Source organism: Pseudovibrio sp. WM33 (assembly GCF_001623165.1).
Taxonomy (GTDB): Bacteria; Pseudomonadota; Alphaproteobacteria; order Rhizobiales; family Stappiaceae; genus Pseudovibrio.
In genome coordinates this window covers 77,139-91,445 of sequence record NZ_LMCK01000086.1, presented here as the reverse complement: position 1 = coordinate 91,445, position 14,307 = coordinate 77,139, and the positions used below count along the sequence as shown (strand labels likewise).

The following is a 14,307-nucleotide window of genomic DNA, read 5'->3' as shown; positions in this document are numbered from 1 at the left end:
TCACACTTATAAATGCTGCACTCTGCTCCGCTTACAAGAAACCTACCCTACCCGGTCCTTGTCGCTGACATCGGCGGCACGAATGCTCGCTTTGCATTGATCGAAGGCCCTGATGAGCCAACCAAGCTTTGTGGTCAGGAAGGAACGAAGGCGCATGCAACCATTCAGGATGCCATTCGTGCCGGAGTTCTGGAACAAGGCTACGCTGCGCCGCGGTCTGCGGTGCTGGCTGTTGCTGCTCCCGTTTCCAGCGACCGGATCGCTCTGACCAATGCAAGCTGGGTGATTGAGCCTCCCGCTCTCATCAAAGAGCTTGGTCTGGAACAGGTGGTTCTTCTCAACGACTTTGAGGCACAGGCCCTTGCCTTGCCATCCCTATCCCCAGTCGATCTGGATCAGGTGGGCGGCGGCGTGGCTGATCAGAACGCAACCAAGTTTGTTGTTGGACCGGGCACCGGCCTTGGTGCAGGTGCAATGATCCGCTCCTGCGGAAAATGGATTCCCGTTCCTGGTGAGGGTGGTCATGTGGAGCTTGGCCCGCTGAGTGAGGAAGAATACCGCATCTGGCCATATATCGAGCGCATTGGCGGGCGTGTTGGTGCTGAGCAGGTTGTCTGCGGTGCCGGCCTTGTGCGCCTTGCCAAGGCTGTGCTGCAGGCTGATGGGGTGCATCGTACCTATGAGAAGCCGTCGGATGTGCCTTTAGCGGCAGATGATGGTGATGAGGTTGCGCAGAAAGTGCTGCGATTGTTCTCTGCTGCGCTTGGCCGTGTTGCGGGGGATTTCGCGATCACCAATCTCGCACGTGGCGGTGTGTATCTGGCAGGCGGCATTCCGCCGAAGATCTCGCATTGGCTGCATGGTGGTGAGTTCCGCGCCGCTTTTGAGGCCAAAGCGCCGCATGAAAGCATCATGAAGTCTATTCCGACTTACATCATCACACATAAGAGCCCCGCCCTTGAAGGCCTTGCGGCTTATACCCGTGCACCTGATGATTATCTGGTAGACCTGACTGGCCGCAGCTGGCACCGCAAGGACACCACAACCTCGGAATAGCACTGAGCCCAAATTCCAATTTGACTGGAAGCAGCTTTGCATAGATTAAGGTCTGTGGAGCTGCTTCCTCTTTTTTGACGCCTACATTTTGCGGAGCCCATGACGTCTTCCTCTTTGCCAATCGAAGCAATCCTACCGGACTTGCTTTCTGCTCTTGAGCAAAACACCAATGCGGTTCTTGTTGCCGAGCCGGGTGCGGGTAAGACGACCCGTGTGCCGCTCGCCCTGCTGGATGCTCCATGGCGAGACGATGGCAAGATCATTGTGTTGGAGCCTCGGCGCCTTGCAGCGCGTGCTGCTGCGCGACGTATGGCGCATACGCTGGGTGAGAGCGTTGGCGAGACGGTTGGCTACCGCGTGCGCATGGACAGCAAGGTTTCGGGCAAAACCCGCATTGAGGTGGTGACTGAAGGCGTCTTCACCCGCATGATCCTTGATGACCCTGAGCTTTTCGGTGTGGCTGCGGTTCTTTTTGATGAATACCATGAACGCTCCATGGACGGAGATCTTGGTCTGGCGTTTGCTTTGGATGTTCAGGAAGCTTTGCGCGACGACCTGCGCATTGTGCCGATGTCTGCAACACTGGATGCAGCTGAAGTTTCCAAGCTTTTAGATGATGCACCAATCCTGAAGAGTGAAGGCCGCCAGTATCCAGTTGAGACGCGCTACATTGGCCGCGATCCTCGAGGAAGGCTGGAAGACCAGGTGGCGCGGGCTATTCGTTCAGCATTGGCTGAAGAGACAGGCTCTGTGCTCGTGTTTTTGCCGGGTCAGGGTGAGATCAAGCGCACGCAATCTTTGCTGGAAGGACGCGTTGCCGCCGATGTGAGTATTGCCCCTCTTTATGGCGCTTTGGATAGTAAGGCGCAGGATCTGGCTGTTCGTCCTGCCAAGCCCGGTCAGCGAAAAGTGGTGCTGACCACAGCCATTGCACAGACATCCCTGACTATTGAGGGGGTCCGCATTGTGATTGATGCGGGTCTTTCCCGCGTACCGCGTTATGATCCGCAAACGGGTTTGACACGCCTTGAAACCGTGAAGGTTTCTCGTGCGACAGCGGAACAGCGTAAAGGGCGTGCTGGCCGCGTGGAATCGGGCATTTGTTATCGGCTCTGGGAAGAAGCACAGACAAAGGCACTGCCTGCGGCTGAAAAGCCTGAGATTTTGGAGAGTGACCTTTCTGGACTGGTGCTTGATGTTGCCAATTGGGGTGTTACTGATCCCGCTCAACTGAAGTTCATGACACCGCCACCTGCTGCGGCCTGGTCTGAGGCTAAAGAGCTGCTGGAGGAGCTGGATGCTCTGGATGCGGATGGTGGCCTGACCAAAGCTGGGCGTGATCTTGCTGGACTACCGTTGCACCCGCGTCTTGGGCATATGCTGGTGCAAGCCTCTCAAGAAGGACAGGCGGAGCTGGCATCACTGATTGCCGTGATTATTGGCGAACATGGGTTGGGTGGCAGATCAACTGATCTGCGAGATCGTTTGCGCCGTTTGATGCAGGATCAAAGCCCACGAGGAAAAGAAGCAAGGGCACAGGCAAAGCGCTGGGTGAAGCTTGTTGGCGGGCGATCTTCTGAGCGTGCTAACTTTGAAGACGCTGGTGATATCCTGAGCCTTGCCTATCCTGACCGCATCGCGCAGCAACGGGGTGCAAGAGGAAGTTTTCGCCTTGCCAATGGCCGCGGTGCGCAGCTGGAAGAGAGCGAAGCGCTGTATGCCGAGAAGTTCCTGAGTGTTGCCGAAGTCACAGGAACAGCCGCACGCGCACGTATCTTGCTGGCTGCGCCACTTTCCTTCAGTGAACTCGAAGCCCGCTTTGCCTCTCACCTCCGTGAGAAGGAGCAGGTGCAGCTGATGCCAGATGGCGCCATCAAGGCGGTCCGGCAGCGGGTCCTAGGCAAATTGGTGCTGAACGAGAAGAAAATCTCTGATCCTGATCCTGAAGCGATCATCGACGCATTGCTGGAACAGATTGCGCGCAAAGGCGCGGCCCGTCTGCCATGGAGCAAGGATCAGTTACGCTATCGCGGACGCGTAACTTATCTGCGCGAGACGGCAGGTAAGGAATGGCCGGATCTGAGTGACAAGGCTCTGAGTACAGACTTTGAGTGGCTGCGTCCGTTCCTAGCTGGGAAGACTGCGCTGTCTCAAGTGAGTGCGGGCACGTTGGGGGACGCGCTTGCAACGCTGGTTCCGTGGGAGTTGAGTTCGGAACTTGAAACTCTTGCCCCCTCACACTTTGTCGTGCCCACCGGATCGCGCATTCCGGTTGATTATGATGGCGAGCAAGGGCCGATGCTTTCCGTTCGCGTACAGGAACTGTTTGGTCTTGCGGATCATCCAAGCATTTGCGGTGGAAGAGTTCAGTTGGTGTTGCAACTGCTCTCCCCTGCTCAGCGGCCCATCCAAATCACCAAGGACCTACCTGGGTTCTGGCAAGGATCCTGGGCAGATGTAAAGGCTGATATGAAGGGGCAGTACCCAAAACACCCGTGGCCGGACAATCCGCTGGATGCGGAAGCCACGCGCCGGGTGAAACCGCGCAAATAAAAAACCGAAGAGCATAACGCTCTCCGGCCTTCTAAAACTCATAGGTGAAAAGCTTATTCGCCTTCGTTTGCAGGAGTTGCCTGCAGCAGGCCATAGCGCTCGACGCCGATCTTCTCAAGAAGTTCCAGCTGGGTTTCGAGGAAGTCGATGTGACCTTCTTCGTCTGCCATCAGATCTTCAAAAAGCTTCATGGTGACGTAATCACCTTCGTCGCGGCAAACTTCGCGTGCTTCTTTGTAAAGTGCACGAGCGGAGTATTCACCTGCCAGATCGCATTCAAGGCATTCCTTGAGGTCCTGACCGATGCGCAGCGGATCGAGTGTCTGCAGATTCGGGTGACCTTCGAGGAAAATGATACGCTCGATCAGCTTATCGGCGTGTTCCATTTCCTCAATGGATTCTTCACGTTCTTTTTTTGCAAGCTTTGTGAAGCCCCAGTCTTCAAGGAGACGGTAGTGCAGCCAGTATTGATTTACTGCGGTCAGCTCGTGGCGTAGAGCCTTGTTGAGATATTCCAGTACTTTAGGTTCACCCTTCATGTCACTCTCTCCTTGACAAATTGAGGTATTGACCTTTTTTAGAATAATTCCAAGTTACTGTCCAGAGTCATCTTTAACTTGTTCAGCCTCAGCGTATACAACTTCGATGATGCTTTTAAAGCAACCACCACATTTTGGCCTGTACCCAAGATGACGAAATACCGCGCCCGGAGTGGGGACACCCCCCTCAGGATTCTCGCAAAGCTCACGTGCAGCTTGTTTTATTTCCTTGTCATTAATGACGTTGCAGTGACAAATGATCATTGTTGGTTGCTTTCGGGCTCCCAATTTCGCTTGCAAAGCATTATATAAACAGTAGATCTTTTAAAACTAGAGAATAATACTCCAGTTTCCTGCAGTCCTATCACGAGCAAAGCCCCTATGAACACCAACCAAACGACGAAGGATCTCCGCAAGACAATCGTCTTAACGGGCGCAAGCCGTGGAATCGGCCACGCAACCGTAAAGAAATTTTCTTCAGCGGGTTATCGGGTCATTAGCTGTTCCAGACAACCATTTTCTGACAAATGCCCTTGGCCATCCGGGCCGGAGGACCACATTGAAGTGGACTTGGGTGATGCAGGTAATCTGGAAAACGCCGTTCTCCAGATCAAAGAGCGTCTGAAAGACAACGGCTCCATGCTTCATGCCCTCGTCAACAATGCGGGTATCAGCCCGAAAGACGAGGAAGGCCAACGCCTCGATTCCCTGACAACCCCAATGCAAACATGGCGAGATGTGTTTCAGGTGAACTTCTTCGCGCCAATTATGCTGGCTCGCGGTTTGTTTGATGAGCTGAGGGCTGCGAGAGGCTCTGTCGTGAACGTCACGTCCATCGCTGGGAGCCGTGTGCATCCGTTTGCGGGAACAGCTTATGCCACTTCCAAGGCAGCTCTTGCTTCCCTAACGCGCGAAATGGCTGCTGACTTTGGGCCGCACGGCGTTCGTGTGAATGCGATTGCTCCGGGCGAGATCGATACTTCGATTCTCTCACCTGGTACCGAGAAAATCGTCGAGACCATTCCGATGCGCCGTTTGGGCAGCACCACAGAAGTGGCAGACACCATCTACTTCCTGTGCTCTGCTCCATCTTCTTACGTGACAGGTGCGGAAATACATATCAACGGCGGTCAGCACGTATAAACGCGTTCTTATGTGAAACGTGAAAGGGGCGCATTAAGCGCCCTTTGCTATTTTATAGACATATCAACAAGACAGCCCGACCCAATACCTCGTAATCATTGGACCATCACAAATCTGTTAGAAACATTTTTTATTGAACTTACATCTTTAGATGAATAAGCGACCGTATACATGCTTAGATACATGAAACTATTTCTCTCCGCCCTCGTAAAATCTTCGAGGTCGATGAGCGGACGCATCAATTTCAGTCTCTATTTTATTGTTTCCATTAGTGCCTGCGCTTCCTGCATCACTGTACTGCAAACCTATCGCATTCAGGAGGCAATTGCCTCTATCAGAGTACAGGAAGACGGCGTCACTCTGGCTAACCTATTGTTGCAAAATGTTTCCGAAACCTCTCATCGCATAAAAGCTATGGAAGCGCCCGAGTATGTAAGCGATGATGAAGCCCTCATCCAACCTGTTTCCATTCAGCTCAACGCTACAATCGCACACACTCAAAGTTGGCTCAACAACGTGGGTGAAAGTAATCTGTCCCACACTCTCTCCTCCTCTACTGAGAAATTCGAAGAGAATGTAACCGCCTTGCTCGCAGCACGGCGTTCTCTCCATGGGACACGAAATGCAATCAGCTCGGACAGCGTGGCCCTTGCAAACTCGAGCGGCAACCTGCTTCGGCAGCTTGAAGGATTGAGTCCGAATGCCAAAAAGCTAGCAACTCGTATTAGTCCCCTTACGCAAAGCACCCTTTCATCTGCGTTGCAATTCACCTTGCTGCCAAATGAAGCAAACCGCACACAATTTGAGACACATATAGCAGCTCTGGGCAAGGCATTTAGTCAAGCTAAACCGCTTCTTAAGGTTCTGCCACGCCGCGAGCGAGCTATTCTGAAGTTTGCGAGTCGAGACAGGGATTTGCTCCTCCAAAATATGATGGGTTTTTTTGGTGCATACACCGGTCTCCAACGGGAAGAGCAACGAGTGGAGGCCCTGTTAGGCGCTATTGAGCAAAGCTCTGAGAGAATTCTCACTAAGCTGCACGGTGATCAGGCAACGCTCAATCAGAACATAGAGCAATCCAGCGCTTTCTTATTCTGGGGAACTATTGTTGCAGGCATAACTGCAGTTCTTGCCGGCTTGCTGGTCGCCCTTATTCTTTCTTGGCGGGTTGTAAAACCATTGCGGAAAGCTGTTTCAGATGTGTACAGCCTCGCTGAGAAAGAAGAGATCCGCTTCCCATCCAAGCCGAGCCGTGTCCCCGAAATCGCCAACTTATACGACGCACTAGCGATTTTTGATCGCAACACAACTGAGAGAAGCAGACTTGAAAGCGAGCAAGCACAACAAGCCAAATCCGCATCAACCAGAACAACTCAACTGACCGAATGGATCGGGACTTTTCGCATGAACTCCTATGGCCTTACTCAAAGCATTGCGGATAGCGCAGGTACACTGGGCCTCGCTTCTCAAGACCTGACAGTACTTGCAGCAACTACATCAGAAGGCGCTAAAGCTGCCAATAAAACGTTGAAGCAAACCACTCATGAGGTCTCTGCCATTGCGGAATCCTTGGAACAACTGGCCATCAGTACGCAGGATTTTCAAGAACGGATTTCAACAACCGCTACAACTATGAGTCAGACCAGTAGATCAGCAGAGCATTCTACTCGGATGATAAATTCCCTGCTCGAAGCCTCTCATAAAATTAGCGATGTGATGGATCTCATTCAGGAAATTGCCAGCCGCACAAACCTTCTCGCTCTTAATGCCACGATTGAAGCTGCCCGCGCAGGCGACGCGGGTAAGGGTTTTGCTGTAGTTGCCTCTGAAGTGAAAGACCTCGCGAATCAGACCAGCGCGGCTACCGAAGATATTCAAAAGGTAGTTCGGGAAATTCAGAGTAGTTCCGAGACCGCATCCACCGCTATCAATCAGATCAGGGAGAGCATTGCCTCTATGGACTGGCTTACCAATGAACTAGCAAACAGTGTGTCAGCTCAGCTGGAAACAACCAACAAAATCAATCAGAACGTAGCTGCCGCTGCTAAAGGGGCTAAGCAGATGTCATTCCGTGTAGATGCTGTCGCAAGTTCTTCTCTAAAAACCTCAGAAAATGCTGATGCAGTGCAAGCCGCAACCCAAAACGTGAGCGACCAAAGCGAACAGCTAAAAGTTGAAATTGATCATTTTCTAGTCAAAGTTGCAACATAAAGAGGATTGAAAGGAGATGATGAATTACCATCTCCTTTCAGGTCTTTAAGATGCCGCGACAGCGCGTTTTGCCATGACCGTCACCAGATTGGCGCGGTAGGCAGCGGTGCCATGAAGGTCTGAGAGCATGTTGTCAGCAGATGGTGCCATGCCTGCGACAGCATCGGCAGACCAGTTGCCATCCAGAGCTTTTTCCATGTCAGGCATACGGAAAACACCATCCTGACCGGCACCTGTCACAGCCACACGTGCACCCGCTCCAGTCTTTGCTACAAAGACGCCAGCCATTGCATAACGCGAGGCAGGATTAGGGAACTTCGCGTATGCAGTGTTCGATGCGACCGGGAAGACAACCGCAGTCACGATCTCATCTTCATCCAGCGCCGTTTCGAACATGCCAGTGAAGAAGTCCTGCGCAAAGAACTCACGCTTGTTGGTCTCGATGGTTGCCCCAAGAGCCAACAGAGCTGCCGGATAATCTGCTGCAGGGTCATTGTTGGCGACAGAGCCACCAATGGTGCCCATGTGACGGACATGCGGATCACCGATCGTGCCTGCCAGATCAGCCAGCCCTGGAAGGGCGGCTTTGATATCCGCGCTGCCTGCCACATCTGCATGACAAGTTGCAGCCCCGATGCGGATTGAGCCATCAGCCTGCTTCACAATACCGGAGATTTCTCCGATGTGGCGCAGGTCAATCAGATCACTTGGTGCTGCCAGACGTTGCTTCATGGTTGGGATCAAGGTCTGACCACCAGAAAGCAGTTTACCGTCATCAGCATTTTTCAGCATTTTCGCTGCATCTGACACTGTTGATGCGCGATGATATTTGGTCTCGTACATTTTTAGCCTCCCATCCCCCTAAAGGGGTCTTTGGCAGAGTTGCTATGAGTTTAGTTCGGATAATTCAGTTTTCAGGTACGGAATAGCTTCCAGATCAGAAAAGAAAATCTTGCGATTTTGCTCACCGTGGATCAGTTGGCCAAGCCGTGCAGCTCTTTCAAACAGAACTGAGGCTTCGCCTTCTTCCCCTGCCAGCAATGTGGCGCGTGCCAGAAGTTCAGAGGCATAAGCGTGGTCAAAGTCTGCCATATCCTCTTGGTGAACCTCTGTCAGGTCCACGGTCTGCCGGGCGTAACGCATTGCTGCTTCACGGTTTCCAAGCAGAACATGGACACGACCCACGAGCCACAAGCCACGTTGCTGATGGACTTTCGTTCCGGCCTGAAGCCAGTGCCAAAGGCTAGCGTGAGCGACATGAAGCATCTCGTCATTTTCCTCGGGCGAGCGGCTCTCATTTTCCAAGAGAGCCCATGCACGCTGATTGAGTTCGATGGCGATGAACTTGTGATCCAATGTCGATTTAGCGCCAGCCTGTGCCATTGACTACTCCGCGGCCTCCTTCATGCCGTTGTCCTGAATGAGCTGCCAGACGCGGTTTGGCGAGGCAGGCATATTCATGTCACGAATGCCAAGGGCGTCCGTTACAGCATTGATGACAGCAGGTGGAGACCCGATCGCGCCAGCCTCACCGCAGCCCTTCATGCCGAGCGGATTGCCCGGGCATTCAGTGACTGTGGTTTCCAGCGTGAAGGACGGCACATCATCCGCACGCGGCATGGTGTAATCCATGTAGGACGCTGTAAGCAGCTGACCGTCTTCATCATACTGGGTATTTTCCAGCATGGCCTGCCCGATGCCTTGCACCAAACCACCGTGCACCTGACCTTCCACAATCATCGGATTGATGATGGTGCCGAAGTCATCAGCTGCGACAAAGTTCTCGATGGAGACAACGCCCGTATCCGGATCAACTTCGACCTCGCAGATGTAACACCCTGCAGGGAACGTGAAGTTAGTTGGATCGTAGAAGGCACCTTCCTTCAAGCCGGGTTCCATGCCTTCCGGCAGGTTGTGGGCTGTGTAAGCTGCCAGAGAAACTTCGGTGAAGGTGAGTTTCTTATCGGTTCCGGTGACTTTCAACTCACCGTTCTCGATTTCGATGTCCCCTTCGGACGCTTCCATCAGGTGCGCTGCGATCTTCTTCGCCTTGGCTTCGACTTTGTCGAGTGCCTTAGCAATTGCAGACATACCAACGGCACCAGAGCGGGAGCCATATGTGCCCATGCCCATTTGCACTTTGTCGGTATCACCATGGACGATGGAGATGCTCTCCGTTGGCAGGCCAAGCCGGTCAGAGACCAACTGAGCGAATGTGGTTTCGTGACCCTGGCCATGGCTGTGCGACCCGGTCAGAACCTCAATGGTTCCAACGGCATTCACACGAACCTCAGCAGATTCCCAAAGACCTACACCTGCGCCGAGTGAACCGACAGCCTGAGATGGTGCGATACCACATGCCTCAATGTAGCAAGACATACCGATACCACGGAGCTTGCCAGCCGCTTCGGATTGAGTGCGACGCTGAGCAAACCCATCATAATCGATGGCCTTCATGGCTGCATCAAGAGAGGCTTCGTAATCACCGGCATCATAAGCCATGATCACTGGTGTTTGATGCGGGAACTCGCGCACAAAGTTGATGCGGCGGAATTCAGCTGGCGCCATGCCAACTTCTTTTGCAGCCGTTTCCATCATGCGCTCAACCACATAGGTGGCTTCTGGACGCCCAGCACCGCGATATGCATCCACCGGAGTGGTGTTGGTGTAGACCGCTTTCACATTCGCGTAGATGTTTGGAATGTTGTACTGGCCCGACAGCAACGTCGCGTACAGATAGGTTGGTACAGAAGATGAAAACAAAGACATGTAAGCGCCAAGGTTGGCGACTGTCTTCACACGGAACCCGGTGATTTTGTTGTTCGCATCCAGAGCCAGCTCTGCGGTGCTGTGGTGATCACGACCATGCGCATCTGTCAGGAAGGCTTCTGTGCGGTCGGAGGTCCACTTGACTGGACGGCCAACGCGTTTTGTTGCCCAAAGACAAGCAATCTCTTCGGGATAAATGAAGATCTTAGAGCCGAAGCCACCGCCAACATCCGGCGCAACTACGCGCAACTTGTTCTCAGGTGCCACGTTGTAGAACGCAGAGAGTACCAAGCGTGCCACATGCGGGTTCTGAGAGGTGGTGTAAAGCGTGTAGTGCTCTTCTGACGGGTCAAAATGCGCCAGAGCAGAGCGTGGTTCCATCGGATTTGGAACAAGACGGTTGTTGTCGATGTCCATCCGGGTGATGTGTGCTGCGTTTGCAAACGCTTCATCCGTTGGAGCTTCCTCGCCGATCTCCCAATCGTAGATGAGGTTGCCAGCGGCTTCTGGATGGAGCTGTGGTGCGCCGTCTTTCAGAGCGTCAAGACTGTCAACGACAGCTGGCAAGTCTTCATATTCCACCACAACAGCTTCTGCTGCATCACGTGCCTGCTGCTGAGTATCAGCAACAACAACTGCGATGGCCTGACCGACATAACGGACTGTTTCCGACTCCAAAGCACGGTACGCGCCCATGTTCATTGGAGAACCATCTTTGGAATGGATCATCCATCCGCAAATGATGTTGCCGATACCGTCCGCGACCAGCTGATGTCCGTTTAAAACCGCATCAACACCCGGCATTTTCATCGCGTCATCTGTGTTGATGGACTTGATGCGTGCATGAGCGTGTGTTGAGCGGACGAAAGCAGCGTGGCCCATGCGTTGCATGGTCATGTCATCCGTGTAGCGGCCATTTCCGGTAATAAATCTTTTGTCTTCTTTGCGCAGCACTCGTGCGCCGATTCCTTCTGCTGTCATTTCCATCCCCTCCCGGAAGGTTGACTTCAGCAACTGTTCATAGGCTCCAGCAGTGCAACGCACCTGAAATAAGGTGCAGCTGGATCAATGATCAGTTGAATTTCCGAATTATTCTGCGGCTTCGAGAACTTCGGCCATTTCGTCAGCTGCGGCTTTGATTGCCTTGACGATGTTGTGGTAGCCGGTGCAGCGACAAATGTTGCCTTCCAGCTCATGGCGAATTGTTTTCTCGTCGAGATCTGTACCTAGGCGATCAATCATATCGATTGCGGACATGATCATGCCAGGGGTGCAGAAACCGCACTGAAGACCGTGGTTTTCCTTGAAGGCTTTCTGCATGATGTGCAGCTGGCCATTTTGGGAAACGCCTTCAATTGTGGTGACAGCAGACCCAGTTGCCTGAACAGCAAGCATACTGCAGGACTTCACCGCCTTACCGTCCATGTGCACGAGACATGCACCACACTGTGAGGTGTCACAGCCGATGTGTGTTCCGGTCAATCCCTGATTTTCGCGCAGAAATGTAGACAAAAGGGTGCGGTCTTCGACCTCACCAGAAATCTGCTTTCCATTCACCGTCATAGAGACAGTCGCCATGGTTTTCCTCCCTCAAAAAAGCCTGCAATTTCGCGTCCGCAGACTATGAAGCCAACAGCCTTGGTCAGGATCTCCCATCCTATCAAGGCAGTTGGTTGTAATTTAGGCCATTGGCCTTGTTATTCGGCGGGGCCGTTAGCTTACAAAGCACCCTCTACGCGCCTTGCAATCTCCGACCGCCAAATTCCTAGTTTCAAAGTAACCAATAAAGAGCAATCAAAACAACCAGAGCCATAAGGCCCCAACCTAGCGGACCACCTAAGAATCCCTTGCCCGCCGCAACTTCTACCTTCTCCTCAACGTCTTTGACTGCATCTTCCAACGCATGTTCAGCATCGGCCATGGCTTCAACTGATCCTTCGATGGCGTGCTCGTTTGCGATAGACTTGGCTTCCTCGATCAGACCCTGATCCAACTCAACAGCTTCTAGCGGCTCGTCCTTGCCTGCTACCGGAGTTCCACCGAGTTCTCTGTTCAGATTCGAGAAGAACTCCTCAGCCATCTTCTTGGCAGTTGAATCGATCAACCGGTTTCCCAATTGAGCAAGTTTACCGCCGACCTTTGCATTAACCTCATAACTCAGAAGAGTGCCATCCCCACTCTCTGACAGGGTTACATCTGCCGAGCCCTTCGCAAAACCAGCAACACCGCCTTTGCCTTCTCCGGAAATTTTGTAGGAGTTTGGCGGGTTCAGATCAGAGAGGGTTACTTCTCCTTTGAATTTGGCTTTGACCGGTCCCACTTTTGCTGTGACCGTGGCAGACATCTCAGTGTCGGAGGTTTTTTCCAGACTATCGCAACCGGGAATACACTTTTTCAGCAATTCAGGATCGTTGAGAGCTTCCCAAACCTTTTCCTGACTCGCAGGTATTTGCTGCTCTCCAGACATTTCCATGGATTGGCCCCCTCGTTCTTTTCAGTGCTTCCTTTAGGTAGGCTCCACGCCTTAAGGTCACTTTTGCATTTTACATCATGTAGAGTGGACTTAAATCGAGGGAAAAGACAAGTACCTCTCGTGTTAAAATTGTCATGGATGCTCAAAACTTCTTTTCAGAACACAACGACGTTTTATACGTCCTGCATTATGCTGGTGTTCCCACGCTGTGGATACTCACTTAACGGTAAAGAGCTTGTTTTGCGCTAAAGCGTTGACCCGAGGCCCGCATCGCCTTAATGCCTTTTCATTAAATAAACGAATTCAGCGTGAGGCTTTGTCTCGCGTTTGTGCGCAGAAAATCAAAGGCAACATCCTTGAGCAAATCACCCAAAGGCGGCGCTCCACGAACCCGCAATGCGCAATCCAAAAAAGGCGGAGCACGGAAGGACAACGGTCCGAAGCGTGGTTTTTCTGCCAAACGCGATACCCGAGATAATCGGGACCAGAGAGAGGCGCGCAATCCCCGCGACACTCGTGGTGGCAAGAAAGATAGCGCAGCAGCAACGCGCCCGATCCGGCGAGACCAAACGCGCAGCGCTCCAGCCACCACGGTTGTTGAGCCCATTGTACGCGAACATAAGCCAACATCTGCCCGCTTCACCACCCCTGCCAGCGTTTTGCCTGTGATGGTGGAAATGAACGGCTGGGACGATTATGCCCTGCTGGATATGGGACACGGACAAAAGCTTGAGCGCTATGGTCGCTATAAGCTGATCCGCCCTGAAGCGCAGGCTATGGGGGCCCCTCGTCTGCCAGAAAGCGAATGGAAAAGCGCAGACGCTATCTTTACCGGCGACGTTGAAGAAGAAGGCCCTGGTCGCTGGAAGTTTGCCAATCAGGTTGATGAGATCTGGCAGATGAAATACGGCCCTGCCACCTTCAATGGCCAGTTCATGTCTTTTCGCCATGTGGGCGTGTTTCCTGAACAGGCTGCGCACTGGGACTGGGTTGGCGAGCAGATCAAAAAAGCAGATCGTCCGCTCAAAGTTCTCAACCTGTTTGGATACACAGGAATGGCTTCGCTGCTGCCTGCTGCTCTTGGCGCGCAAGTCACTCATGTTGATGCATCTAAAAAGGCCATTGTCTGGGCACGTGAGAACCAGGAATTATCCGGCCTTGAAGACAAGCCAATTCGCTGGATCTGTGATGACGCCATGAAGTTTGTGGAGCGGGAAGTGCGCCGCGAAAACACCTATGACGGCATTATCCTTGACCCGCCGAAATATGGTCGCGGGCCGAATGGAGAGGTCTGGGACTTCTTTGAGAGCGTACCGCACATGTTGGCGTGCGTGCGAAAGCTGCTCTCGCCCAATGCGCAGTTCCTGCTGATGTCCAGCTACGCCATCCGCGCCAGTTTCCTGTCTTCTCATGAGTTGATGCGTGAATGCCTTGATGGCCTGCCGGGCACGATTGAATCCGGTGAGCTGGCTATTCGCGAACTTGATGGACCACGATTGCTCTCAACCTCCCTATTCAGCCGGTGGAGCGCACCTGAAAACAATAAGGCTGAGGGAGCATAAC

At 52.9% G+C, this 14,307-nt stretch carries 12 protein-coding genes; 5 read left to right on the top strand and 7 right to left on the bottom strand.

Annotated elements, in window-relative coordinates:
• Window positions 1-12 precede the first annotated feature (12 nt).
• Window positions 13-1,056: a glucokinase gene (gene glk / locus PsWM33_RS14900; RefSeq protein WP_063300750.1), complete on the top strand. Its 1,044-nt coding sequence runs from the start codon at window positions 13-15 to the stop codon at window positions 1,054-1,056.
• Between the two features lie 99 nt (window positions 1,057-1,155).
• Window positions 1,156-3,609: an ATP-dependent helicase HrpB gene (gene hrpB / locus PsWM33_RS14895; RefSeq protein WP_063300749.1), complete on the top strand. Its 2,454-nt coding sequence runs from the start codon at window positions 1,156-1,158 to the stop codon at window positions 3,607-3,609.
• Window positions 3,610-3,662: 53 nt separating this feature from the next.
• On the opposite strand, the gene bfr is transcribed toward hrpB, so the two are convergent.
• Together bfr and PsWM33_RS14885 are read right to left on the bottom strand one after the other, a co-directional pair.
• Window positions 3,663-4,148: a bacterioferritin gene (gene bfr, locus PsWM33_RS14890; protein WP_054784322.1), complete on the bottom strand. Its 486-nt coding sequence runs from the start codon at window positions 4,146-4,148 to the stop codon at window positions 3,663-3,665.
• A 54-nt stretch (window positions 4,149-4,202) separates the two neighbouring features.
• Complete coding sequence (locus PsWM33_RS14885; protein WP_057464194.1) at window positions 4,203-4,412, bottom strand: (2Fe-2S)-binding protein; 210 nt, start codon at window positions 4,410-4,412, stop codon at window positions 4,203-4,205.
• Between the two features lie 117 nt (window positions 4,413-4,529).
• Here PsWM33_RS14885 and PsWM33_RS14880 point away from each other — a divergent pair, with 117 nt between their 5' ends.
• A complete protein-coding gene (locus PsWM33_RS14880; protein WP_057464195.1) occupies window positions 4,530-5,291 on the top strand; it encodes an SDR family NAD(P)-dependent oxidoreductase in 762 nt (253 codons plus the stop codon).
• 225 nt (window positions 5,292-5,516) lie between these two features.
• Window positions 5,517-7,502: a methyl-accepting chemotaxis protein gene (locus PsWM33_RS14875; protein WP_063300748.1), complete on the top strand. Its 1,986-nt coding sequence runs from the start codon at window positions 5,517-5,519 to the stop codon at window positions 7,500-7,502.
• A 45-nt stretch (window positions 7,503-7,547) separates the two neighbouring features.
• On the opposite strand, the gene PsWM33_RS14870 is transcribed toward PsWM33_RS14875, so the two are convergent.
• From PsWM33_RS14870 to PsWM33_RS14850, 5 genes are all read right to left on the bottom strand, one after another.
• Window positions 7,548-8,345 carry an FAD binding domain-containing protein gene (locus tag PsWM33_RS14870; protein ID WP_063300747.1) on the bottom strand — a complete coding sequence of 266 codons (798 nt, stop codon included), beginning with the start codon at window positions 8,343-8,345 and terminating at the stop codon, window positions 7,548-7,550.
• A 42-nt stretch (window positions 8,346-8,387) separates the two neighbouring features.
• The gene (locus PsWM33_RS14865; protein ID WP_063300746.1) at window positions 8,388-8,885 is read right to left on the bottom strand and encodes a hypothetical protein; all 498 of its coding nucleotides are present in this window, start codon (window positions 8,883-8,885) and stop codon (window positions 8,388-8,390) included.
• A gap of 3 nt (window positions 8,886-8,888) precedes the next feature.
• Window positions 8,889-11,252, bottom strand: coding sequence for a xanthine dehydrogenase family protein molybdopterin-binding subunit (locus PsWM33_RS14860; protein WP_063300745.1), 2,364 nt, complete (start codon window positions 11,250-11,252; stop codon window positions 8,889-8,891).
• A 108-nt stretch (window positions 11,253-11,360) separates the two neighbouring features.
• The gene (locus PsWM33_RS14855; RefSeq protein WP_063300744.1) at window positions 11,361-11,849 is read right to left on the bottom strand and encodes a (2Fe-2S)-binding protein; all 489 of its coding nucleotides are present in this window, start codon (window positions 11,847-11,849) and stop codon (window positions 11,361-11,363) included.
• Between the two features lie 193 nt (window positions 11,850-12,042).
• Window positions 12,043-12,744, bottom strand: coding sequence for an SRPBCC family protein (locus PsWM33_RS14850; RefSeq protein ID WP_057464200.1), 702 nt, complete (start codon window positions 12,742-12,744; stop codon window positions 12,043-12,045).
• Window positions 12,745-13,100: 356 nt separating this feature from the next.
• Between PsWM33_RS14850 and PsWM33_RS14845 the strand changes: the two genes are divergently transcribed.
• The gene (locus PsWM33_RS14845; protein ID WP_446737453.1) at window positions 13,101-14,306 is read left to right on the top strand and encodes a class I SAM-dependent methyltransferase; all 1,206 of its coding nucleotides are present in this window, start codon (window positions 13,101-13,103) and stop codon (window positions 14,304-14,306) included.
• Window position 14,307: the final 1 nt, after the last annotated feature.

Coding starts and splice junctions, on each gene's coding strand:
- bfr (WP_054784322.1), bottom strand. CDS start 4,148: ATGAAGGGTGAACCTAAAGTACTGGAATATCTCAACAAGGCTCTACGC.
- PsWM33_RS14860 (WP_063300745.1), bottom strand. CDS start 11,252: ATGACAGCAGAAGGAATCGGCGCACGAGTGCTGCGCAAAGAAGACAAA.
- PsWM33_RS14880 (WP_057464195.1), top strand. CDS start 4,530: ATGAACACCAACCAAACGACGAAGGATCTCCGCAAGACAATCGTCTTA.
- PsWM33_RS14875 (WP_063300748.1), top strand. CDS start 5,517: ATGAGCGGACGCATCAATTTCAGTCTCTATTTTATTGTTTCCATTAGT.
- glk (WP_063300750.1), top strand. CDS start 13: ATGCTGCACTCTGCTCCGCTTACAAGAAACCTACCCTACCCGGTCCTT.
- PsWM33_RS14885 (WP_057464194.1), bottom strand. CDS start 4,412: ATGATCATTTGTCACTGCAACGTCATTAATGACAAGGAAATAAAACAA.
- PsWM33_RS14865 (WP_063300746.1), bottom strand. CDS start 8,885: ATGGCACAGGCTGGCGCTAAATCGACATTGGATCACAAGTTCATCGCC.
- PsWM33_RS14870 (WP_063300747.1), bottom strand. CDS start 8,345: ATGTACGAGACCAAATATCATCGCGCATCAACAGTGTCAGATGCAGCG.
- PsWM33_RS14855 (WP_063300744.1), bottom strand. CDS start 11,849: ATGGCGACTGTCTCTATGACGGTGAATGGAAAGCAGATTTCTGGTGAG.
- PsWM33_RS14850 (WP_057464200.1), bottom strand. CDS start 12,744: ATGGAAATGTCTGGAGAGCAGCAAATACCTGCGAGTCAGGAAAAGGTT.
- hrpB (WP_063300749.1), top strand. CDS start 1,156: ATGACGTCTTCCTCTTTGCCAATCGAAGCAATCCTACCGGACTTGCTT.